The organism is Candidatus Rhodoblastus alkanivorans, from assembly GCF_022760755.1.
Taxonomy (GTDB): domain Bacteria; phylum Pseudomonadota; class Alphaproteobacteria; order Rhizobiales; family Beijerinckiaceae; genus Rhodoblastus; species Rhodoblastus alkanivorans.
Map to the genome: position 1 here is coordinate 1,933,635 of NZ_JAIVFP010000001.1, position 23,232 is coordinate 1,956,866.

The 23,232-nt window shown below is 64.9% G+C and carries 17 protein-coding genes and 1 tRNA gene; 6 read left to right on the forward strand and 12 right to left on the reverse strand.

The features are described from left to right. From bcsA to K2U94_RS08970, 3 genes are all read right to left on the reverse strand, one after another. The gene (bcsA, locus tag K2U94_RS08960; RefSeq protein ID WP_243066880.1) at nucleotides 1–2,313 is read right to left on the reverse strand and encodes a UDP-forming cellulose synthase catalytic subunit; all 2,313 of its coding nucleotides are present in this window, start codon (nucleotides 2,311–2,313) and stop codon (nucleotides 1–3) included. A gap of 304 nt (nucleotides 2,314–2,617) precedes the next feature. Beyond that, nucleotides 2,618–3,442 (reverse strand): cellulose biosynthesis protein BcsS, encoded by an 825-nt coding sequence (gene bcsS, locus K2U94_RS08965; RefSeq protein ID WP_243066881.1) that lies wholly within the window; start codon nucleotides 3,440–3,442, stop codon nucleotides 2,618–2,620. Between the two features lie 300 nt (nucleotides 3,443–3,742). Then, nucleotides 3,743–3,816: transfer RNA gene (locus tag K2U94_RS08970), tRNA-Gln, on the reverse strand. 244 nt (nucleotides 3,817–4,060) lie between these two features. On the opposite strand from K2U94_RS08970, the gene K2U94_RS08975 reads away from it, so the two are divergent. Continuing rightward, nucleotides 4,061–5,095 carry a Ppx/GppA phosphatase family protein gene (locus tag K2U94_RS08975; protein WP_243068837.1) on the forward strand — a complete coding sequence of 345 codons (1,035 nt, stop codon included), beginning with the start codon at nucleotides 4,061–4,063 and terminating at the stop codon, nucleotides 5,093–5,095. 66 nt (nucleotides 5,096–5,161) lie between these two features. Continuing rightward, entirely contained in the window at nucleotides 5,162–5,899 is a 738-nt protein-coding gene (locus K2U94_RS08980) for an RlmE family RNA methyltransferase (protein WP_243066882.1), read from the forward strand. A gap of 75 nt (nucleotides 5,900–5,974) precedes the next feature. Here the strand turns inward: K2U94_RS08980 and K2U94_RS08985 are convergent, their stop codons facing one another. The 6 genes from K2U94_RS08985 to K2U94_RS20530 form a co-directional block, all read right to left on the reverse strand. Beyond that, complete coding sequence (locus tag K2U94_RS08985) at nucleotides 5,975–6,736, reverse strand: outer membrane protein (RefSeq protein ID WP_243066883.1); 762 nt, start codon at nucleotides 6,734–6,736, stop codon at nucleotides 5,975–5,977. Nucleotides 6,737–7,288: 552 nt separating this feature from the next. After that, a complete protein-coding gene (locus tag K2U94_RS08990; RefSeq protein WP_243066884.1) occupies nucleotides 7,289–8,692 on the reverse strand; it encodes a DHA2 family efflux MFS transporter permease subunit in 1,404 nt (467 codons plus the stop codon). Nucleotides 8,693–8,722: 30 nt separating this feature from the next. Then, on the reverse strand, nucleotides 8,723–9,889 hold the full coding sequence (locus K2U94_RS08995) for a GNAT family N-acetyltransferase (RefSeq protein WP_243066885.1): 1,167 nt from the start codon (nucleotides 9,887–9,889) through the stop codon (nucleotides 8,723–8,725). Beyond that, complete coding sequence (locus K2U94_RS09000; protein ID WP_243066886.1) at nucleotides 9,886–10,296, reverse strand: hypothetical protein; 411 nt, start codon at nucleotides 10,294–10,296, stop codon at nucleotides 9,886–9,888. The genes K2U94_RS08995 and K2U94_RS09000 overlap by 4 nt, the downstream gene beginning before the upstream one ends. A gap of 232 nt (nucleotides 10,297–10,528) precedes the next feature. After that, nucleotides 10,529–10,696: a hypothetical protein gene (locus K2U94_RS09005; RefSeq protein ID WP_243066887.1), complete on the reverse strand. Its 168-nt coding sequence runs from the start codon at nucleotides 10,694–10,696 to the stop codon at nucleotides 10,529–10,531. 288 nt (nucleotides 10,697–10,984) lie between these two features. Then, the gene (locus K2U94_RS20530; RefSeq protein ID WP_243080187.1) at nucleotides 10,985–11,197 is read right to left on the reverse strand and encodes an FAD-dependent monooxygenase; all 213 of its coding nucleotides are present in this window, start codon (nucleotides 11,195–11,197) and stop codon (nucleotides 10,985–10,987) included. 174 nt (nucleotides 11,198–11,371) lie between these two features. On the opposite strand from K2U94_RS20530, the gene guaB reads away from it, so the two are divergent. Continuing rightward, nucleotides 11,372–12,856, forward strand: coding sequence for an IMP dehydrogenase (gene guaB, locus K2U94_RS09010; protein ID WP_243066888.1), 1,485 nt, complete (start codon nucleotides 11,372–11,374; stop codon nucleotides 12,854–12,856). Nucleotides 12,857–13,056: 200 nt separating this feature from the next. Here the strand turns inward: guaB and K2U94_RS09015 are convergent, their stop codons facing one another. Further along, on the reverse strand, nucleotides 13,057–15,189 hold the full coding sequence (locus K2U94_RS09015; RefSeq protein WP_243066889.1) for a glycoside hydrolase family 3 N-terminal domain-containing protein: 2,133 nt from the start codon (nucleotides 15,187–15,189) through the stop codon (nucleotides 13,057–13,059). A 111-nt stretch (nucleotides 15,190–15,300) separates the two neighbouring features. On the opposite strand from K2U94_RS09015, the gene K2U94_RS09020 reads away from it, so the two are divergent. Both K2U94_RS09020 and K2U94_RS09025 read left to right on the forward strand, forming a co-directional pair. Next, nucleotides 15,301–17,082 (forward strand): ABC transporter ATP-binding protein/permease, encoded by a 1,782-nt coding sequence (locus K2U94_RS09020; RefSeq protein WP_243066890.1) that lies wholly within the window; start codon nucleotides 15,301–15,303, stop codon nucleotides 17,080–17,082. A gap of 47 nt (nucleotides 17,083–17,129) precedes the next feature. Further along, on the forward strand, nucleotides 17,130–18,599 hold the full coding sequence (locus K2U94_RS09025) for a glycoside hydrolase family 15 protein (protein ID WP_243066891.1): 1,470 nt from the start codon (nucleotides 17,130–17,132) through the stop codon (nucleotides 18,597–18,599). Nucleotides 18,600–18,853: 254 nt separating this feature from the next. On the opposite strand, the gene K2U94_RS09030 is transcribed toward K2U94_RS09025, so the two are convergent. After that, a complete protein-coding gene (locus tag K2U94_RS09030; protein WP_243066892.1) occupies nucleotides 18,854–20,359 on the reverse strand; it encodes a S10 family peptidase in 1,506 nt (501 codons plus the stop codon). A gap of 347 nt (nucleotides 20,360–20,706) precedes the next feature. Here K2U94_RS09030 and K2U94_RS09035 point away from each other — a divergent pair, with 347 nt between their 5' ends. Beyond that, entirely contained in the window at nucleotides 20,707–22,008 is a 1,302-nt protein-coding gene (locus tag K2U94_RS09035; RefSeq protein WP_243068838.1) for an RsmB/NOP family class I SAM-dependent RNA methyltransferase, read from the forward strand. 128 nt (nucleotides 22,009–22,136) lie between these two features. Here the strand turns inward: K2U94_RS09035 and K2U94_RS09040 are convergent, their stop codons facing one another. Then, nucleotides 22,137–23,096: a hypothetical protein gene (locus K2U94_RS09040; RefSeq protein ID WP_243066893.1), complete on the reverse strand. Its 960-nt coding sequence runs from the start codon at nucleotides 23,094–23,096 to the stop codon at nucleotides 22,137–22,139. Nucleotides 23,097–23,232: the final 136 nt, after the last annotated feature.

A 23,232-nucleotide genomic window follows, 5' to 3' on the forward strand; every position in this document is an offset into this window, starting at 1 on the left:
TCAAGCCTTCTTCGCCGTTTGGACCGCTTGCGCCGTGGCGTCGCGCATCTGGGCCGCTGCGAGATCGAGCAGGTTGCGCAGGCCGGCGACCGAAACATCGGCGATTTCGGTCGCGGTCCGCGGTTCGGGTTCAGGCTCGGGAACCGCCTTGCGCGCGATCTCGGGGAGCCAATCCCTGACGGCGTAGCGGATCGCCCGGACCGGCTCGGAAAGGCCCCACCAGATGAACTGGCCCGAACCGGCGAGCAGGTTCTTGTGGCTGCGGCGCGACCTCAGGAAGCGGGGGAGCGCATCGGAATCGCCATACATCAATTCGGCCAGAGCGAAATAATCGCGCGGGCGCATATCGTCGAACTGGGCGCCGACCAGGGCTTCGTCGGGCGATGTGGTCTCGCGCAGGATATGGAAGGGGAGGCTCTGGCGCGGATGCCGCGCCGCCGGCATCGGCCTGACATAGAGCCGGCCCCTGACCGAGCGTATCGCCAGGCTTTCCGGCGCCGCGTCGGTAAAGACGAAGGCGCAGCCGCCGGCCGACACATTCTTGATCCGCACCGGATAGCGCACGCCCTCGATCACCGCCGCCCCTTCGCGGTCGACGCCAAGGCGAGGATGGCGGTCGGGCTGTTTGCGCTCGGACACCGCGCCGAGCGCCGCTCCGGCGATCATCAGATTGAAGCCGTTCCACAGGCTGACGACCAGCATCAGGCCATTGGCGCCGGGATCGAAAGCATAGCGCCAAAGCGCGACGAATTGGGCGACGAGCAGGAGACCCCAGGCGGCGAAGAACGGCCAGGACAGTTCCGACAAATGGTCCTCGTCGAGCGACAGGCCCTTGGCGGTGACATTGAAGGTCGGCTTGCGCGGCGAGGCGACCACCGAGACGATGGCTTTGGCGAGAAAGATTCCCTGAACGTATTCGTAGAGTTCCGATACCCAGGGCCAGCGCAGCCTGCCGTAAATATAATTCTGGAGCATCATATTAACGATCATGTACACTAGCGTATAGGAAAGGGCTTCGTTGACGTTGGCGACAAATAGCTTGATATCGAAGAAGATATAGCAGAGCGGCGCGAACATGAAGATGAGCCGCGGCACGGGGAAGAACCAGAATGTCATGCTGGACAGATAGGCGAGCCTCTGGATCGGCTTCAGGCCCTTCTTGAAAGTCGGATTTTTCAAGAGCATGATCTGAAACATGCCCTGGCACCAGCGCGAGCGCTGGCCGATGAAGGACGAGAAGGTCTCCGGCTGCAGACCGGCGATGAGGGGCTTGTCGACGAAAACGCTGTGCCAGCCGCGCGAATGGAGTTCGAAGGCGGTTTCGCAGTCCTCGGTGATGGTCACGCCGGAAAAGCCGCCGGTTTCAAGCAGAGCGGCGCGGCGCAGCAGCGCGGCCGAGCCGCAGAAGAATGAGCCGTCCCATTTGTCGAGACCGCGCTGGGTCATCGAATAGAACATTTCGTTTTCGGACGGCATCGCGTTGAAAGTGCGCAGGTTCTTCTCGATCGGATCGGGATTGAGAAAGACGTGCGGCGTCTGCACCAGGAAGAGTCGCGGGTCGCGGCGGAAATGACCGACCGTTTCGCGCAGGAAGGCGCGAAAAGGCGCGTGATCGGCGTCGAAGACGACGATGATTTCGCCATCGGTGTGCGGCAATTGGGCGTTCATATTGCCGGCCTTGGCGTGCTCGTTCTTGGCGCGGGTGCGGTAATGGGCGCCAAGCTCGGCGCAAAGCGACTGAAGCGACGCCCGGCGTTCGCGCGCGGCCTTCGCCTTTTCGGGATTGCGGTCGCCGCATTTCTGGTCGGTCCCGCCGTCGTCGAGCAGATAGACGTTGAGCTTGTCGGCCGGATAATCCATCGATTTCGCCGCGGCGACCGTCGTGGCGAGGATATATTCATCCTCATTATAGGTCGGGATGAAGATATCGACCGTGGGCAGGTCGGCGTCGCGCTCGAGCTTCGGGCGCCGCAACGGTTCGATATTGATGATCAGGCTGATCGTCAGGATGACGACGCAATAAAGCTCGGCGCCGAACAAAATGACGCCGCAGATGAAGCCGGTGACGTCGGATATCGGCGGCAAGGTCTCGGCGCCGCGCCAATAGATGTAGCGGATGACGACAAAGGTGGCGAGGGCGAAGAACAGCTGGCGCGCCAGCGCGCCGCGCAGGAAAATCCACACGCCGAGCATGAGCACGATAACGGCGCCGCCGAGGATGCCCTGAGCGGCGACGCTGACCGGCTGGGTCAGGAGCAGCAAGGCGAACAGTCCCGCCACCAACCAGAAACTCAAACGCAACGCCAACGCCATGCCCGCTTCCTTGGTTACTGGATACCGTAAAGGAAGATGTTTAACGTCAGCGTTAAGTGGTCATTATAGAAAAAAGTCTTCTTTTTCTTATGATTAACGGCAGGTTTCTCATTTAAAATCAGCGCCATGGCGTCGGGGAAACCTTGCGGCGCCGTCACTGAATTCGGCGCTTTCGTGGGCAAGACGGGGCGCTGCCGGGCCGCGCGGCGTTCAATTCATGGGATCGGCGAGGGAAGCCATTCGCGACGGAGTCGTGGCGAGTTCGCGAAAGACTGCGGTCCGTTTTTTCCGCTGCGGCTTCAGGTCAGAAGGCCAATTGGGCGTCGAGGAGGGCATAGCCGCCGGAGCCGGTGACCCGGCTGCTGGTGGCGCCGCCCGAGAGGCCAAAGGCGAGCCGGCCGATGGTGAGGCCGGTCAAATGGACGCCGGCGCGATATTCCGAATAGAAGCGATTGCCCAGGGCAAGAAACTCGGGACCGATGAAGACATTGCCCCAGATCCGGTAACCGGCCTTGATGCGGGAATAATATTCCGAATTGTTCGTGCTGAAGGATCCGTAACCGCTCAGCATCGTATTGGGGGTCGGATTGCCGTAGAATTCACCGGCGATCTTCGCGCCAATCGAGAAGCCGGCGGTCGGATTATTAGGATCGGGATAGGACAGGGTCGTATTGCTCAGCTCCATGCCGCCGAACAGCGCGAAGGACCAGTTGCGCATGACCCAGCCATAACCGCCGAGCACACCGCCGTCTTCCTGGTCGGCGTAGATTTTCTTCCGGACGCCGACGGTCGCCGGCGCGACGGCGGGCAGGGTGGTGAAGTAATTATAGGTTCCGGCGACGCCCTCGACCCGGAATCGGAAGCCGTTCTGCCGGAAATCGCCGTCGATCGCCCCGGTGACGGCGGCGGCGCCGAAAACGCTCTGCGTGGTGGTCGCCGAGCCGGAGGCGTCCAGCAAGACGGTCGGCGCGTAATCAGGCTCCGTGGTCTTGTCGCCGGTGTACCAGTCGGCCGCGCCCGCCGCCTGGGCCTGGACGATCCACAAGGCCGCCGCCAGCAAAAACTTCGACCGACGCGCCGGCAAAGGGGCTGGCGTTTGCGCCGAAAATGGTCTGGCAACGGCTTTCATCCGTGAATTCCAATCAAGCGATCAGCCCCCGAACGGTCGCGCGTGCCGTTCGGGGCATGATTGACCAAGCGTAATGTCAATCGCTAAATTGCGGATATTAACGGGTGATTTCGCAGAAACGCCGGAAACGAAACATGATTAAGCCGCGTTTAACGCTTGGTCGTTCCGTCGCCGGCGCGACGCGTTGCCAATGTCGCTACGCAACGCCGTAGACGTTTGACGAAAGCTCATGCCCCGCGCCGGACTTCAGGCCCGGCGGCGGCGAACTTTCCAGTTTTGATTCAGCTGGTCAGGAATTTTTGGCTGGGAGACCTGGATTCGAACCAAGATTAACGGAGTCAGAGTCCGCTGTTCTACCGTTGAACTATCTCCCACCGGGCCGGTGGCCGAAGTGGGATTGGAATAGCGAAGTGAGGGATCAAACGCAACCCCTGTTTGGCCTTCGACCAAGGATCTAAGTGGCGCCATTGTGATGGTTTTCCACATAAAAGCCTTGTCTGGCCTCTTCGCGGGGCTTTATGCTGGACGGACAATGGGTAGAAGACGCTGGCGCCAGGCGCGGGAGGAATTGTGTCGTCGATCGACGCGATAGGGAGCGGGAATTCCATCGAGCAGGCCGTGCGCCTGCAGGGATTCTCCACCAACGGCGACCGGCGGCTGGCGCGGCGGTCAGCGACCTATGCCGCACTCGATCTTGGCACGAATAATTGCCGTCTCCTGGTCGCGCGGCCAGTTCGTGAGTCCGAAAGCGCTTCCGGCGAACATTTTCGCATTGTCGATTCTTTTTCCCGGATCGTTCGGCTGGGCGAAGGTTTGACTCAAACCGGCCGGCTCTCCGAAGCCGCGATCCAACGCACCATCGACGCGCTTCTGGTGTGCCGCGAGAAAATGGCCGCGCGCGGGGTGACGCGTTCGCGCCTGATTGCAACCGAGGCCTGCCGCTCCGCCGCGAATGGATTCGAATTCATCGAACGGGTTCGCGAGCGCGTCGGCCTGGAGCTCGAAATCATCAGCCGCGAAACCGAGGCGCGGCTTGCCGCCGAGGGTTGCGCGTCGCTTGCCGATTCGGCGGCGAAAAGCGTGGTGCTGTTCGATATCGGCGGCGGCTCGTCCGAGATTGTCTGGCTTGCGGCGGGCGCCGGCGTCCCGGGGGGCGACCGGATCCGCCATTGGACTTCGCTTCAACTCGGCGTCGTGACGCTCGCCGAACGTTTCGGCGGCGCCGAAGTTTCTTATGCGCAGTTCTCGGCCATGACCGATCTGGTCGAGGCGGAATTGCAGAGTTTTCTCGCCAGCGCGTCGTGCGAGGAGCGCTGCCAGCGCTTTCATCTGCTCGGGACGTCGGGGACGGTGACGACCTTGGCGGGTGTGCACCTCAATCTTCCGCGCTACGACCGCCGGAGGGTTGACGGGCTTTGGATGTCACGCGCTGAAATCGACGCCGTGATGAATCGGCTGCGGCGCATGTCTTATGCCGAGCGCTCGCAGAACTCCTGCATCGGGCCGGAACGCGCTGACCTTGTCCTCGCCGGCTGCGCGATTCTGGAGGGGATTCGGCGCTGCTTCCCCTCGGAGCGGATTCGAATCGCCGACCGCGGCTTGCGTGAGGGGATGCTGCTCGAACTGATGCGGGCCGACCGATCCGTCGATTGAGACGGGCCCTGTTCATTCCGCGCTTTTGAAGCTACGGGAGGGTCTTCTCGGGCGAAAGGGCGGCGGATGGCGAAGACGACGAAAGGGCCGGGCGGACCAGGCGGGCGTGAATTGAAGACGCGGGTGAAAACCGCGCGGAAGCGGACGCTCTCTTCGACCCTTTGGCTCCAGCGGCAGTTGAACGATCCCTATGTCGCGCGCGCCAAGCGCGAGGGCTGGCGTTCGCGCGCCGCCTTCAAGCTGTTGGAGATCGATGAGAAGTTCCATCTGCTGCAGCCGGGGCAGAAGATCGTCGATCTCGGCGCGGCGCCCGGCGGATGGGCGCAGGCGGCGGCGAGGAAGGTCAAGTCGGCGGAAGGGCGCGGTAAGGTCGTCGGTATTGATTTGCTCGACATCGAGCCGATCGCCGGCGTCGATTTCGCAGTGCAGGATTTCCTTGCGCCGGAAGCGCCAGAGCGGCTGAAGGCAATGCTCGGCGGGGAGGCGGACGGCGTGCTTTCCGACATGGCCGCCAACACCACCGGCCACAAGCGGACGGATCATTTGCGAATCATCCACCTGGCCGAGCTTGCCGTCGAATTCGCCGGCGAAGTCCTCAAACCGGGCGGCTTTTTCCTCTGCAAATTGTTCCAGGGCGGCGAAACAGGCGAATTGGTGACGCGGCTGAAACGCGACTATGCCCTCGTGCGCCATGTCAAGCCCGGCGCGAGCAGGGCGGATTCAGCCGAGCTCTATGTCCTTGCGACAGGCTTTCGCGCCATGCGTTTCGGCGGATTGCGAAGCAATCTTGCGGAAACCGAATGAACAAAGAAAAGGCCCGGTCGTAAGACCGGGCCTGATCGGGAAGTTCCTTGATCCTTGCGGATCTCAGTACTTTTCTCAGTACTTGGCGACGACCGGAGCCGGGGCGCTGAACAGATAGGCCAGGCCGACGCGGATGGTGTTGACCGAGGTCTGTTCGCGGAGCGGGGTGTAGGCAGCAACCCACGGGCTCAGGTTGTAGTTGCCGAAGTCGTAGTAGCGATATTCGACGCGACCAACCCAGTTCGGGGTGAAGGCGTATTCGACGCCGCCGCCGACATCGTAGCCGGACAGGTCGGCGGTCCTGGAGACGGTGCCGTACCAGATGCCGTTGGTGGTGCCGGTGAGGGACGCGGTGCCCTGAGCCCAGGCCGCGCCGCCGATGGCGTAGAACAGAGCGCGGTCATAGGAGATGCCGACGCGGCCGTTGATCGAGGCCAGCCAGTCGATGCCGGTCTTGGTGGTCAGAGCCGCGCCGAGCGGAGCGTCGGGCAGAGGCGGGGTCACGAACGAGTAGCTCTGGTTGGCCCCGGTGCCCTGGAAGTCGCCTTCGATGCCGAGGACGAAGTTCTGGTTGAACTGATAGTTATAGCCGACATAGCCGCCGCCCATGACGCCCGAGGTGTCGAGGGAGTGCGAGTTCCAGCCGGTCCAGTCGGAGTGCAGGCTGGTCGAGCCGAACGCGCCGCCGATGTCCGCGCCGAGGTAGAAGCCGGTCCAGGAGAACGCCGGGACGGGCGCGACATAGACGGGAGCTTCCTTGCGCGAGGGGAGGTCGGCCGCGAAGGCCGAACCCGCCAGAGCCGCAAAGGCGACCGTGGAGAGCAGAAGAGTACGCATTTGATATTTCCTTCCTTGCTAAAAGCCAAAACGACCGCAAGCCGCTATCGTGGCAAGACCATAATTCGACTTAACCGGCAAGGCTAGCCGAATAAAACTTCGTCGGCTTGATTGCCGTGGCGTGTTGCAAAAGTGCCTCACTTCAGGCCGTATTCGCCGGGGATTCGGCGGAGACGCGGCGTAATGACAATCAATGACGAAAATTTGATATTCCATTAAGGACGAAGTGGCGAGCGTAAAATTTGCCATTTATTAGCCATAATTTGAAAAGAGTCCGACCGAGTTCTTGAGAAACGGCGGTGGGGGCGCGGATGAGTCGCTCATTCGGCATGATCATCCGAGGTATTAGCTTTAACTGTTTGTGATCTATTTAAAAAAATGCCTGCAGCAATTGGCGGTCTCCCGGCGGACTCCCACAGAGTTGACTAAGGCGTTTCTACCATCGCCGCCCCGAAATCGTGGCCTGCCGAACGGCGTAGATTTTTGCGCGCTCCAGAGCGGCCGCGTTCTTGCTTACAACGACCTTCGGGATCGCGGCGCATGACGCCGACTCTATTCCGCGCTCTCCCGGGCGGCGGCCCGCCCCGCGAGCGCCGCGCCGGCGTCGACCGGCAAACGAAGGAAAATGAGGGCGGAGGCGGCCGAAATGGCGGCGACGACGAAAAAGGCGGGCGGGAAGACCTGATAGCCGATCTCGTCGCCGGGAAAAAAACGCCGCGCCATTTCGACGACGGCGGCGGCGATCGCGACGCCCGAAGCCAGCGCCAATTGCTGGGCGACCGACGACAGGCTCGTCGCCTTGCTCATCTGCGAGGGTTCGACATCCGCGAAGGCGAGCGAATTCAAGGCGGTGAATTGCAGGGAGCGGAAAAAGCCCCCGATGAAAAGGGCGATCAACAGGATCGCCTGCGGCGTGTCGGGCCGAAACCAGCCGTTCAGGGCGAGAAAGGCAGAGCTGATCACGGCGTTGAACAGCAGTGTGGAGCGGAAACCGAATCGACTCAGGGCGCTCGCGGCCGTCGCCTTCATCACCAGGGCTCCGGCAGTGGCGACGAAAGTGGTCAGCCCGGATTGAAAAGGCGTCATGCCGAAACCGAGCTGGAGCAGCAAAGGCAGAAGAAAAGGCGTGGCGCCGACGCCGATCCGGAAGAAAAAGCCCCCAACGACGCTCGCCCAATAGGTTCTGATCCGAAGCAGACGCAAATCGAGAATGGGATTGGCGAAGGTCATGGCGTGGCGGATATAGAGGGCCATCAGGATTGCGCCGAATGCGATCAAGGCAATATTGGCGCTGCGCGGGATGAAGTGGCGACCCAAAACCGTCAGGCCGAAAATCAGGCTGGACAGGCCCAGTCCCGACAGCGCGAAACCTTTGCGATCGAAGGCGGAAACGTTTTCGTCGCGGATGTCGGGGATATAGAGCGTCGACAGGACCACCCCCAGGACGCCGACGGGCACGTTGATCCAGAAATTCCAGCGCCAGTGGAGATAAGTGGAGATGAAGCCGCCGAGCGGCGGGCCGAGCATCGGGCCGACGAGCGCGGGAATGGTGAGATAGGCCATGGCGCGCACGATTTCGCTGCGCTCGACCGAGCGAAACAGGGTCAGCCGGCCGACCGGGGTCATCATCGCCGCGCCGCAGCCCTGAAAAATCCTGGCTCCGACGAATTCAGGCAGGTTGCTGGACAGGCCGCAGAGAATCGATCCGACGGTGAACACCACGATCGCCGCGCGAAAAACCCTCTTGGCGCCGTATCGGTCCGCGACCCAGCCGGAAGCGGGAATGAACACCGCCTGCGCCAGCAGATAGGAGGTCATCGCCAGCTTGAGCGCGATCGGGTCCTGTTTCAGATCGAGCGCAATGGCCGGGAGGGACGTCGCGATGATCGTCGAGTCGAGATTCTCCATGAAGAGAGCGACGGCGACGATCAGCGACGTGAGGATGAAAGGGCGCAAGGCTTGAAACCGGCGGCGGAAACGGAAAATTTAGATAGCCGTCCCCGCGCCGGAGGGGAACCTGTTTTGCCCCATATTTGAAGACTCGCCGCAAGCTCGGTCGGAGCGCGCCGCGGCGCGCGCAAGATGGCGGAGCATGGACCCTATCGGCAGCCCGGGATCGGTCAGCGCATGGACCGCATCCTTGGCGAGCGGCCGCAAGCGGGCGAGGGCGAATGCGGCGACCGCGCCCCGGGCGTTGAACGGCCGATAGAGCGCGCCCATCGTCGTCGCGCCTGTGGCGAAGGCCAGTTTGTAGGGGTCCGCCGGCGGCAGGAAGTCGAAATGTTTGACGCCCTGCCGGGCGAGCAGGGGCATGAGAAGCAAGGTCAAGGCGTGGCCGGGCGAGCAATCGGCCAGATCGGAATCATAGGCGGCGATCAGCGAGCGATAGGCGTCCTCGCGGCGCAGGCCCAACTCGACGGAAACGAGCCTTTCGCCGGCCCATAATCTGTGGACGCAGAGCACGCCTTTTTCGGCCAGGGCCAGCGCGCAGGCCACGACGTCGGGGTCCGCCAGCGAGGCGCTGGACCGTCGCTGGCGGCGCAGCCATTCGCTCTTGAAGGCCAGCGCCTGTTCGGCGGCGTTGCGGCGATCCTGCGGGCCGGCGCCGGCTTCGAGGCGCAATTCGCCGTGCGACGCGAGCTTTTTCATTCGCCGCTCGATGCTGCGATGGCGCCGGGGCGCGCGGCCAAGGTCGACGAAGGGCGCGGCGAATCGAGACGCGCTGGCCAGGACGAGAGGGGCGCCGCAGGCGGCGAGAACGCCATCGGCGCGCAGCCGGGTCAGGGCGAGCAGATCGATGTCGCCCCAGCGGCCGATTTCAGCCTCGGCCGCGGCGAGCCAGTCCGGCCGGCGCGGTCCGGGCAAAGCGAGCGCGTCGCCATATTGGGCGAGCGGTTCGCCGAGCCAGCGGGCGACCGCCGTCCCGCGCATGCGGTCGATCTGCAAAGGCAGCAGCATGACCAGCCGGCCGTTCTCGCGAACGGCGACCAGCCGCGCGGCGGATTTGCCCGATTCGCAGCACAGCCGCCACGCCGGCGCCTGGAAGCCGGTCGCCTCGGGCGTCGCCTTTTCGAGCGCCCGCCATTCGGCCGCGAGGCTTTCGATCGCGGCGGGGCTCGCCAGCGTGCGGGCGGTGATCGCCGGTTCGGTCATCGCGCGACCCGGCAGGGCTCGATGTCGACAAAGCCGCCGGGGGCGGACGGATCGACGCGGAAATCGATGGTCATCGCGAGTTGCGCCGGTGTGCGGCGCGACAAATCGTGGCCGCCCAACCAGGGCCTCAGCACGCCGTTGGCGTAATCCACCGCATAGCCGGCGCGCAATTCGTCGGTCCAATGTTCGGTCGTGAAGGATATGTTGACGCAATCGCCATTGACCACGCGATGCGGGCAGGCGCGCTTGCGCTCGCGCGCCTGCCACAGGCTCTGGCCGGGGACGTCGCTGTGATGGGCGGCCGACATTTTGGGCGAGGAGATGAGCACGCTCATCGAGCGGCGATAGGGGCGGCGGCCGAAATGGGCGGCGCCGTCGGCGCGCCATTTGAGCAGATTGGCAGACATAACGCATTCCAACGGGTTTCGACCGTTCGTAATCGGGAAGGTCACAGCTCCATCATGCCTGAAGTCGGCGGCAAATCGGCGCAAGTCTAAAGAATTGGTTAGCTTTAACCGTAAACAGCGCTCGCGGCCGGGTTCGAGCCGGCGCCATCAGCGGACGAAACGCTTGGTCCGATCCTACGCCGCCATTGCGAGCGAAGCCAAGCAATGACGGCGGTAAGGCGCTCGCGCCTCGTCAGGCTTCGCGATGCGGCGCGACGGCGAGGACTTGCGGCGTCTCGAACGGCAACGCCGCGCGCAGGCCTCTGCGCGCGGTCCGGGCAAGAAAGCCGAGGCCGCGGCGCAGCCGCCAGCGCAGGCCGGGGGCGACGGACATTTCCTGCAATTGGCGGCTGCGCGCCAAAGAGGCGGCGTCGGTGGCGCGCTTTTGCGGATCGGCATAGAAAGCGCGCGATCTTTTCCGCGCCCATGCCCGGCGTCGCCAGCCATTCTGACAGATAAACGGCGAGGCGGGCGACGCCGGAAAAGACCTTGTCGAGGCCGGAGCCGCTGGCGGGGCAGGCGGTTGCGAACGAATCGCCGATCAGAACCACGCCGGGCCGAGTCACATTCTCGTTCCGATAACGATTGACCGACCGCAAGGCCGGCGCGTCGTCCAGGGCGAAATCGTCGATCAGGCGGCCGAGGCCGGTCAATCATCCGGCGGAGTTCCTGTTCGGGCGAGGCCTTCATTCGCTCGATCCAGGGATCGTCCGCCGCGCGATAGACGAAGAGATTGCCGCGCATCGCCACGCCGATAGGTAGCGGTTTTGACGCCCTGGCGCGCCAGGACGAGAGCAAGCGCCGCGCCCGCCGCGCCGGCGCCAACCACCGCCACGGCATAGTCCGGCTCCCGATTCGACATTCTCGTGGCTCCAGGCCCTTTTCCACGCCCATTAAGCGCCCGCGCCCGATAATATTTGATTGGCGCCGCGCTAAGGTTTGAAACCGCCAAAAGAAATGCTATGAGCACGCGCCAACTCGAATGGCCGCCGCTTCAATGAATTGGTCGGCGCCTTTTTCGCCGATGGAGCTGGCAATGAACGGTTTCCCGCAACTGACCGAAGCCCTGACCTTTGACGACGTGCTGCTGCGTCCAGGTCATTCCGAGGTCATGCCGTCCGGCGTCTCCATAAAGACCCGCCTGACGCGGGACATCGAACTGAACCTGCCGATCATGTCTTCTGCCATGGACACGGTGACAGAGGCCCGCCTCGCCATCGCCATGGCTCAGGCCGGCGGCATCGGCGTCATCCATCGCAATTTCGAGCCTGCCGACCAGGCGGAGGAAGTCCGCCGCGTCAAGCGTTACGAGAGCGGCATGGTGGTCAATCCGATCACCATTTTCCCCGACGAGACCCTGTCCGACGCCCTCGGCCTGATGAGCCGCAATGCGATCTCCGGCATTCCCGTGGTCGTGCGCGGCGTCGACAACAAGCCGGGCAAGCTGGTCGGCATTCTCACCAACCGCGACGTGCGCTTCGCCGACAATCCGGACCAGCCGGTCTCGGAACTGATGACGAAACAACTCGTCACGGTGGGAGAAGGGGTGACCAAGGACGAGGCCCGCCGCCTCCTGCACCAGCACCGCATCGAAAAACTGCTGGTGGTTGACGCCGATTACCGCTGCGTCGGGCTGGTGACGGTCAAGGACATCGAAAAGGCCACTTTGCACCCCTCGGCCTGCAAGGACGACGCCGGCCGCCTGCGGGTCGCCGCCGCCTCCACTGTCGGCGACAAGGGTTTCGAGCGCGCCGAAATGCTGATCGACGCTGGCGTGGACTGCGTTGTCGTGGACACCGCCCATGGCCATTCGCAATCGGTGCTCGACCAGGTCGCCCGAATCAAGCGCATCTCCAATGCGGTCGCGGTCATCGCCGGCAATATCGCCACCGCCGAGGGCGCCAAGGCCCTGATCGACGCCGGCGCCGACGCCATCAAGGTCGGCATCGGCCCGGGCTCGATCTGCACCACCCGGGTGGTGGCGGGCGTTGGCGTGCCGCAGCTTACCGCGGTGCTCGAAGCGGCCTCCGAGGCGAGAAAGGCCGGCGTGCCGGTGATCGCCGACGGCGGCATCAAATATTCCGGCGATCTCGCCAAGGCGATCGCGGCGGGCGCCGATTCGGTGATGATCGGCTCGCTGCTGGCCGGGACCGAGGAGGCGCCGGGCGAGACGTTCCTCTATCAGGGCCGCTCGTTCAAGGCCTATCGCGGCATGGGCTCGGTCGGCGCCATGGCGCGCGGCTCGGCCGACCGCTACTTCCAGCAGGACATCAAGGATCAGATGAAACTGGTGCCGGAAGGCGTTGAAGGACAAGTGCCTTATCGCGGCCCGGTCGGGCCGATCCTGCACCAGCTCGCCGGGGGCTTGCGTGCCGCCATGGGCTATGTCGGCGCCTCCACGATCCCCCAATTCCAGACCCGCGCCCGCTTCGTCCGCATCACCAACGCGGGCTTGCGCGAAAGCCACGTCCACGACGTGACGATCACACGAGAAAGCCCGAACTATCCGACCGGGCACTGAGGGGGCGCGCCGTCGCGGACGAGCGCGGAACGCCGGGGTTGATCGGCGCACTGGAAAATCAAGACTTCGGCGCATGTCCGAGATGGGCGGTAAGCGGCCGTCCCTCAACGGTCTGCTTCCGGCTCGAAGCGGAAGGTCGCAAGAGCCTCCGGCAAGGGCGGCTTTGCGCCTTGGCGGAAACTCGCGGCAGGGTCAGCCGATCAGTCCAGGCAGCGCAGGGGGGCGGAAAGAAGAAATCGCCGGTCGGCGTTGAGGCCGACGAAAATGTCGAAATCGCCCGGCTCCAGCATCGGCCGAAGATCGGCGTCGAGGCAGGACAGGTCTTCGGCTGCGAGAGCGAAACGAACGGTCCTTTTCTGCCGCGCCGCCAGTTTCACCTTGGCCCAATTCTTCAACTCCAGCACCGGCGGCGCGGCAGTGGCGACACAATCACGCGAAAAGAGGAATATGGTTTCGAACGCTGGCCGGTCGGAAAGGTTCTGCGCGTCGATTGCAACCCGGATGCGGTCGCCCCGCCGGAATTCGGCGTGGGCGAGGCGCAGATTGTCCAGTTTGACCTGGGCGTAGGACAGGCCATGGCCGAAGGGAAAAAGAGGTTCGTTCGGCAAATCGATATATTTGCTGGTGAAGGGATCGGTCGGATTGGCCGGCCGGGCGGCGGGCCGTTCGGCGAAAAAGACCGGAATTTGACCGACGTCCAGCGGCCAGGTGACGGGAAGCCGCCCGGTTGGATCGAATCGTCCGGTCAGAACCTCGGCGATCGCCTCGCCGGCGCCTGCGCCGAGAAACCAGGTCGCGACCAGGGCGCGGGCGCGCTCGGCGAGAAAGGGAACGATGAGAGGCCGGCCGGATGAGAGAAGGGCGACGACAGGACGGCCGCTCGACAGCACGGCTTCCGCCAGTTGGCGCTGGCGCCCCGGAAGTTCGGGACGCGCCCTGCTCGCCGCCTCGCCGCTCATGTTTGCGGCCTCGCCCAGGCAGAGAATGGCGGCGTCGGCGTTCTGACAAAGCGCCCGCGCCGCGGCAATGCCGCTTTCATCGTCGCCGGCGATGGTCACGCCCAGCTGGCAATGGATTTCGCGTTCCGGAAGGGCGGCGCGCAAGCCGTCGAGAATGGTTGCACATTGGCGCGGGTCGCCCGCCAGCGTCCAGGGGCCGACCATTTCCTCTCGCGCCTCGGCGAGCGGACCGACCACGGCGATGCGGCGGATGTTCTCGCCGAGCGGCAGGATCCCGTCATTGGCGAGGAGGGTGATGGCGCGCCGGGCGACGTCGAGGGCGAGTTTTTTCGCCGCACGCGATGCGGAGCGCGCCCCTTTCGTTCGGCGGTAGGGATCGTCGAACAGGCCGAGTTTCATCTTGAGGGTGAGGATTCGCCGCACCGCCGCGTCAATGTCCTTCAATTCCGCGAGACCGCGCGAAAGCGCTTCAGGCAATGCGGCAAGATAGACGCCGCTCACCATGTCGATATCCACGCCGGCTTTCAGCGCCAGGCCCGCCGCTTCGGCGCGGTCGGCGGCGACGCCATGGTCGATCAGCTCTTCAATGGCGGCGTAATCGCTCATGATCACACCGTCGAATCCGAGCTTTCCGCGCAAATATGAGCGCAGCAACGGAACATGCGCGGTCATCGGGACGCCGCCAAGCGAGTTGAAGGCCGACATGATGGCGGCGCAGCCGGCTTCGACGGCGGCGCGGAACGGCGGCAGATAGGTCTCGTGCAGAGTTCGTTCGGACATGTCGGCGGCGGCATATTCGCGCCCCGCCAGCGCGGCGCCGCCGCAGCAGAAATGTTTGGCGGTCGCGGCGAGCGCGCCCGGCGAGGCGAGATCTCCGCCTTGAAAGCCGCGCACCTTGGCGGCGGCGAAGCGCGCGCCGACCAGGGGGTCTTCGCCGAAGCCTTCGGCCATGCGGCCCCAGCGCGGGTCGCGGGTTGTGTCGAGCATGGGCGCGAAGGTCAGATCGACGCCGTCGGCCGCGGCCTCCCGCGCCGCCGCCCGCGCCGTGCGCTCCCAAAGATCGGGATCGAACACGGACGCCTCGGCAAGGGGAATGGGAAAGACAGTCCGGTGGCCGTGCAGGACATCGACGCCGAAGAACAGGGGAATGCCGAGCCGCGTTTCTTCCACCGCGAGCTTCTGGAAACGATCGGTCGCTTCCCGGCCCCAGAGATTCAGCAGGGAGCCGACCTTGCCGGCGCGAACGCTTTCCGTCGTCGCCTCGCCGCGAATCGGTCCCGTCGCCGCCGCGCCTGCCGGCGACATGGTCATCTGGCCAAGTTTCTCTTCGAGGGTCATTCTGGCGAGAAGTTTTTCGATCCAGTTCAAGTCCATGCCCGAATCCCGTCCTGCCCGCTTGCCCGACGCCTCGGCCAATGATGTTATAGGCAGCTGGATTATGCAAAAGCGGGCGCTTGGCGAGGCGACGGTAGCGGTCGAGGATCGATGGCGGAACATGCTGGCGCCGCTCCTGAGGCCGCGGTCGAGAAGCAGTCGCAGGACGACGGCTTCGTCGCGTTGGCGCGCCTCCTGCTGAGGGCCCTCGGCGCTTCGCCGCAGCGCGCCGCCCTTCTGAGCCTGGCGGGAGGGCTACTCGCCGTCGTCGGCGCCACCGCCGGCATGCAGATCCGCCTGAACATATGGACGAAGGCCTTTTACGATTCTCTCTCCGAAAAGGACATCGCCGGCTTTGGGCGGCAGCTCCTGCTCTACGTTTTCATCGCCGGCGCGCTGCTCGCTCTCAATGTCGCTCAGAGGTGGCTGAGCATGACGATGAAGATGAAATTGCGCGAAGGGCTGACGCGCGACCTCATCTCTGAATGGCTGACGCCCCGCCGCGCGTTTCTCATCGCCGGGGCGGGGGCCATCGGCGTCAATCCCGACCAGCGCATCCACGAGGACGCCAATCATCTTTCCGACGTCTCGACCGATCTCGGCGTCGGCCTGCTGCAGGCCGCGCTGCTGCTCGTCTGTTTCATCGGCGTGCTGTGGGGCCTGTCGGAGGGCGTGGTCCTGTCGTTCCGCGGCGCCCGTTTCAGCATTCCCGGCTATATGGTCTGGGCCGCGCTCACTTACGCCGGCGCGGCCTCATTGCTGTCCTGGCGCGCCGGACGGCGGCTCATTCAGCTCAACGCCGAGCGCTATGCGCGCGAATCCAACCTGCGATTCGCCCTGGTGCACGCCAACGATCACGCCGAAGGCATCGCCGTCTATCGCGGCGAGAACGAAGAATCGACCCAGCTCAACACCCAGCTCGACCGCCTTCTCGTCATCCTGCGCCAGGTGATCAGCGTCACCACCCGGCTGACCTGGGTGACTGCCGGCTACGGCTGGTTCACCATCGTCGCGCCGATCGTCGTCGCCTCGCCCGCCTATTTCGCCGGAAACCTCACCTTTGGCGGGCTGCTGATGGCGGTCGGGGCCTTCGATCAGGTGCAGCAGTCTTTGCGCTGGTTCGTCGACAATGTCGGCGTGATCGCGGACTGGCGCGCCACTCTGTTGCGCGTCGCCGCCTTTCGTCGCGCGCTGGGGGCCATGGACCGCATCGGCGGCGGCGGCCCCCGCATCGAGTTGACGGTCTCGCCGGATAACAGGCTGCTATTGGACGATCTCACGGTCATGTCACGGTCGGGCGGCATAACGTTCGACGAGGCCCATGTGGAAATCGCCGCGGGCGAGCATGTGCTGATCGTCGGCGCGCCGGGGGTGGGCAAGACCAGCCTGTTTCGCGCAATGGCCGGCCTGTGGACCTGGGGCTCCGGGCGCATCGCCTTGCCGTCGGATGACCGGATCATGTTCATGCCCAAGCGCCCCTATATTCCCGATGGCTCCTTGCGCGAGATTCTGGCCTATCCGGCGCAAACGGAAATCTTCGCTGCGGAGCAGTTCGACGCCGCCCTGACGCGGATGGGCCTCTCCCACCTCGTCGGCCGCCTGGACGAGAGCGGACGCTGGGACCAGAACCTCACTGACGCGGAGCAGCAGAGCGTGGCCTTCGCCCGCGTGCTGCTGCACAAGCCGCTCTGGGTCATCGTCGATTCCGCCATCGATTCGCTCTCCCTCGTGTCGCGGAAGGCATTGTTCGACATTTTCAGCGAGGAGCTTTCCGCTTCGACCCTGGTCAATATTGCCGGATCGCAAGGCGCTGATCCGTTCTTTCGGCGCATTCTCTGTTTGACCCGCAAACCGCAACGTGAAAGCTTGGCCCAGCGCCGCGCCGCCGGCTGAGCAGGATTTCCGAAAGGCGGTCGCCAGTCTTCGGAATGAGGTCCTCGATGAGCAAGCCGCGATCTGAGCCTTGGACACAAGGACTGGACGATTGGCTGGCGCGCCAATATCGGCGCTGCGCCGAACTCATGCCGCGCGCCATTTCGGCGACGCATCTGGTCAAGCATCGCCCCAATTACGGTCAGACCATCCGTCCGGCGCGCGGCTCCATCCTCGCTTCCACCGATCTCGCCGAAAATCCCGATTATTTCTTCCATTGGCTGCGCGATTCCTCCGTGGTCGTCGACGGCCTGCGCTACCTCATCGAGGACGGGTCATTAGGCGACGAGGGCCTGAGGCTTTTCGGGGAATTCGTCGAATTCAGTCTGGCGTTGGGCCAGCTCGACGGGCGCGCCAATCCGCACGACGAGGAAGAACGCGCCGGCGTCCTGCCGGACCATGTCAAATATGTGCGCACGCGCGAGGAAATGGCGGATATCCATGGCGAGAGCGTGCTCGGCGAGGCGCGTCTGACCGCCGACGGACGGCTGGACATTCTGCAATGGTCGCGTCCGCAGAATGACGGCCCGGCGCTGCGGGCGCTCGCCCTGATGCGCTATTGGCGCAACGAAAGCCTCCGTCCGCTTCTGCCGATCGCCGCCATGCGGACCCTGATCGAAGACGATCTCGACTATACGCTCAAATATTGGCGGGAGCCCTGCTACGACATTTGGGAAGAGCATCGTCGCCGCCACTATCACACCCAGATCGCACAATTCGCGGTCCTGAGCGATGGAGCCGAATGGGCGCAATCGCTCGCCGACGCGCGCCGCGCCGAAAATTGCGCCTTGGCGGCGCAGGAGACGGCGCGAACGCTCGATCAGTATTTCGACGCCGGCGCCGGCGCCTATCTGACGCCGCTCCCCGATCCGTCACTGAAACCCACCCCGACCATGCGGCTCGATTTCGCCGCCATCCTTGGCGTGGTCCAGGCGGCCCGGCTGAGCGGTCCCCACAGTCCCGCCGATCCCAAAGCCCTGGCGACTTTGGCCAGGCTCGAACAACTCTTCGATGGCGCCTATCTCATCAATCGCAACCGGCCGAAGGAATGCGGAATTGCGCACGGGCGCTATGACGGCGACGTTTATTTCACGGGCGGCGCTTTTTACTTTTCCACGCTCGGCGCGGCTGAATTCTACTACCGTTTTGCCATAGCCGCCGCCACCGGCGAACCAATCGCTCTTTCGCTCTACAATCGCGAACGCCTCGCCGAAATGCTGGGCGAGGAGGCTTGGGTCCTGGGCGAGGAGGCGCTCCGGCCGCAGTTTCGCGAAAGGCTGGCGCGGGTCCTGATCGAGCGCGGCGACGCGGTCATGGCCACGGTGCGCCGGTTCGCGCCGGAATCGGGCGTTCTCGCGGAGCAGTTTTCCCATATCGACGGCGCGCCGACTTCGGCTTTGAACCTGACCTGGAGCTACGCCTCCTTCATCATCGCGTCCGCGTGCCGCAGGCAGGCCTTGCGCTCGATGGACCGGTGAGATTCTTCTCCCCAAGCAGAAGCAGGTCGTGCCGCAAATTCCTCTCTTCGACGGATCGAACCGAACAGACAGCACATTCTCAAGGGCTGGTCGGAAAGCGGTCGCGGGCGGAACGTCCGGTTTATGAGGCACGCAGTCCTTGCGGGAGGGGGGGCGATCTTCCGCTATCCGCCGGAAGCCGACAATGCAGCGAGTGTTCGGAATGATGCCTTCGGCTGGCGCCTCATCGCTGGATCGTGGGACGAGGAAGGCCGTTACTTTCCCTCGATCATTTTGCGCGCCGCATCGCGGAAGGCGGCGCGCGAGCCGTCCTCGGCGTAGAACATGTGGCCCCCGGCGAGTGCAAGAAGATCGATCCGCTCCGGCGAACCAATGTCCGCGCTCTGAGCCAGCAGCAGGCAAGTCCCGAAATAGGGCGTCACGAGATCGTTGAGGCCCAGCGCCACAAGAACCCTGATGCGAGGATCGAGCGCCATGACGCGGTGAAGATCGGACAGGGATTCCTGGCCGAGACGACCATGGCCCCAGTCCCAGCTTTCCGAAACCTTGTCGTTCAGAATTTCATATTTGGAATCGCCGACCGGCCATTTGAGCCTTCCCGTCACGACCTGCTCCATGGCCTCGGCCAACGGCGCGCGCAGCGCGTCGAGCACGGGGTCGGCCCACTCGGACGGAGGCCGCCTCGGGTCCGGGCTGAGGCCGCGCGTGGCGCCGTCATAGAAGCTCGCGACGGTGCGGCCGGAAGGGTCCGAATCGCGCGTCCAATCCTCGGCGCTGACGCGGCCGCCGAGCCGACGCAGTTTTTCGGGCGCCAGGCCGGTCATGGCCGAGAGGCGGCTGACGATTCGCTCCAGCGCAGCCTTGTCCCGCGGGCCGCGCAGCAGATCGGCGAGGTAGTCGCCTTGCGCATAGGCCTCCGCCTCGGCCAAAGCGGCGCGGTCCTTTGCGCCCGTGTGGCTGGCGACGAGCGATGGCAGGCGGGAGGCGTCGAGCAGCGGATTGTTGCGGCCATGGATCCAGGAGAAGTCGAGGACCGGGGACAGCAGGATCAGGCCATCCATCCCGATATTCTCCTTTTCCTGCAAGACGCGGACGATTTTGGGCGCACGGAAGCCGCCATAGCTTTCGCCAAGCAGATATTTGGGGCAGGCTTGGCGATGCTCCCGCACGGTCCAGCGCCGGATGACGACGGCGAGCATGTCGATGTCGCCGTCCACCGACAAAAATCTCTTTCGCGCGGCTTCATTGGTCGGCAGGCGCGAGTAGCCGGTTCCGGGCGGATCGAGGAAGACGAGATCGGCGAAGTCGAGCCAGCTTTCCTGATTGTCCACGAGGCGCGGCGGCGTGGACGGAACGGCGCCGGCGAAGGGCAGGCGCCAGGGTCCGATGGCGCCGAGGTTGAGCCATGCCGACCCGGCCCCAGGGCCGCCATTGACAGCGAAGACGATGGGACGACAAGCGGCGCCGCCGCCGCCGCCCGCTTCCGCCTTCGGCGGTTCGACCGTGAAGGCGAGGGTGGCGATTTCGGCAAGGACCTCGCCCGATCGAGCATCCTTGACCGGCACGGCCGAAGCCGTCGCCTTGAACCCGAGCTTGCGGCCGCCGATCTCGATGCTCTGTTCGGTGACCGACGGCGCGGGCAGAGGTTCGTACTTCTGCTCCGGAGCCTTGGCGAGCGCCGCTCCCCCGACCAGCAGGATCGCGAAAGCCAGCGGAAGGATCGGCGGGCTTGATCGCGGCTTTGTCCAGAAGGGTTTCATCCCAATGCTCCCGAGCGCGGCCCCCGCCGCGAAGATGACGGCGCACCGCGACAATGCCAAGAGTTAATCGGCGCCCTTTCAGCCGGCGCCCGTGCGCAAAACGCGATCTCGTCGATAGAGGCCGTCGACGCACGCTGGCGATTTCCGCCTTATAGCCCCGCGATTTTTGCCGAATTCGCGTCGTTTTCGCAAAAAGGCCGCCGATTTTCGTCGATTTCCACATCCTCTCTTTGAGGCGCCGCCATCGCGCGACACGCCAATTCGTTCTTGCCTGGGCGTCCCGAGTGTGAAACGACGGCCGCCCGTGAGGCGCCGGCTTGGCGTCGTTCCTTCTCCTCAAGGCCAGCATGCACCCCTCCGCCCGGATCGCCGCCGCGATTGAAGTTCTTGACGATCTTGAGACGCGTCGTCGCCCCGCTGCCGACGCGCTGAAGGACTGGGGGCTCGCCCATCGTTTCGCCGGGTCGAAGGACCGGGCGGGGATCGCCTCGCTGGTCTATGACGTCCTGCGCCGCCGCGCCTCGGCGCGCTGGGTCATGAAGGCGGAGACGCCGCGTGCGGAAATGATCGGCGCGCTCCTTCTGGCGCGCGGCCTGAGCGCGCAAGAGATCGCCGGCCATTTCAGTGGCGAGGGCCATGCGCCCGCGCCATTGAGCGAGGACGAGAAAGCGGCGCTCGCGGCGCCCGATCTTTCCGGCGCGCCGATCTGGGTCGCCGGCGACTTCCCCGAATGGCTGGCGCCTCATTTCGCCCGCGCCTTTGTCGAAAAAGCCGTCGAGGAAGGCCGGGCGCTCGCCGCCCGCGCGCCGCTCGATCTGCGGGTGAATGCGCTGAAGGCGACGCGCCAGCAGTCGCTCGAAGAACTGGCGCATCTCGGCGCGCAGGCGTGCCGTTTCGCGCCGCTGGGCTTGAGAATCGCGCAAGGGGCGGACGGACGGGCGACGGCGCTGTCGGGCGAGCCGGCCTATGCGCGCGGGCTGGTCGAAATCCAGGACGAGGGTTCGCAGATCGCGTCGCGCATCGCGCGCGCCGCGCCCGGCGAGCAGGTTCTCGACCTGTGCGCCGGCGGCGGCGGCAAGAGCCTCGCAATGGCCGGCGACATGGAAAATCGCGGCCAGATTTACGCCACCGATTCCGACGGCCGGCGGCTGACGCCGATCTTTCCCCGGCTGGAGCGGGCGGGGGCCCGCAATGTCCAGGTCCGCGCGCCGCGCGGGCCGAATCACGATCCCGCAGGCGACCTCGCCGGCGCCTGCGATCTCGTGCTGGTGGATGCGCCCTGCACCGGGACCGGCACGTGGCGGCGCAATCCCGACGCCAAATGGCGCATCAGGCCCGGCGCGCTGGAGCAGAGGATCAAGGCGCAGGACGATGTGCTCGCTCGCGCCGCGCTTTATGTGAAGCCGGGCGGCCGCCTCGTTTATGTCACCTGTTCGCTGCTGTGCGAGGAAAACGAGGACCGGATCGCGGCCTTTCTCGCCGGCCACATTGATTTCGCAGCCGAGCCGGCGGCGGAAAGCCTTGCCAAGGCGGGTCTCGCCGGTCTCGACGCCGCCGCTTCGCCTCACGGCCCGGGCCTTCGGCTCACCCCCGCGCGCCATGATACGGACGGCTTTTACGCCGTCGTCCTGCTTCGGGCGGCCGGCTGACCGGCGCCAAAATCGCCGATCCGAGTCATCAGGCGCTCGCTGTGGCGGAGAAATCCTGTCGTGCTTTCAGTGTGTTGAGAGATGAATTGCTTTGCTGCGCTCGCGATGACGACGTGGGAGCGTCGATATCACGCGCCCATCGCATAATCGCCGAGGAGGCTCGCGGGGCGGCGCAGGTCGTCGGACATGCGCCAGCGTCCGTGACGGCCGCCGCAGCCGTTGCTGGCGAGTTCGGCTGCATAGGCGGCGCGGGTCATCGTGGCGCAGCGCAGCCGCAGGGCGAGCTCGGAGGGCGCCTTGATCGCGATTAGCGCGAAATTCCAGCGCTGCAACTGGAAAGCAAGGTTGTTCACGCCGCGCGCCAGCGCCTCCTCGTCGCGGGCGAACAGCCGTTCGATGGTGAAGACGCCGCCGACTGCGACTCCGATCAAACCGGCGAGCAGATCGCCGTCCGCGTCGCGGACTTCGAGCGAATGGGCGAATCCGGCGTCGTAAAGGTCGCCGAGGGCGAGATCGAGGACGGGATGGCGCCAGACGTCGCGGGACGCCCGCGCGCTCGCCAGCAGAATCTGGTCGAATGACTGGTCGAGGCTGATGTGGACGGCGGCCGAATCGGCGCCCGATATGCCGCGCGGGAAATCCCAGGGGCGCAGGACGGCATGGGTCGCCGGCGACCAGAGTGTCGGAACGCCGAGGAAATTTCGGGGGCTCAGACCGCGCGAATAAGCCTCGATCAGATAATCGGGCGCAAGGGACGCGGCGCGTCCGCAGAACCCCAGCGGCCGCTGGCCGCAGGCCTTGGTCGAGGGCGTTGCGCCGTCGGTCGCCCAGTCGCGCGCCATGCAGGCGAGCACCAGAGCGGCTTCGACGAAATGACGGGGCGAGAGCCAATGGCGCAGGCTGCGAAACCTGCGGCGCAGGTCGGCCAGAGGCGTTCCGCGCAGCGCCTCGCGGCGCGCGGCGCGCCGTTTCGCGCGTCCGAGGGCCGCGGGTCCTTCCTCGTTTCCCTCGGCGAACAATTCGGCGATGCGGGCCGCCCGCACATTGAGCGGCATGCGCGCCAGTTCGAAGAGACGGGGGTTGGTCACTTTTCGCTCCAGACGTTACGGCAGTTAACCTTGCACGTCCGGATTGCGGGCCGGTTTGGAAAACGACTAAAATGCGCGGCAATTCATGGGCAAGGGGTCTTCATTTGCGCGCAATTCGGGTCTATCTGCGGCTCAC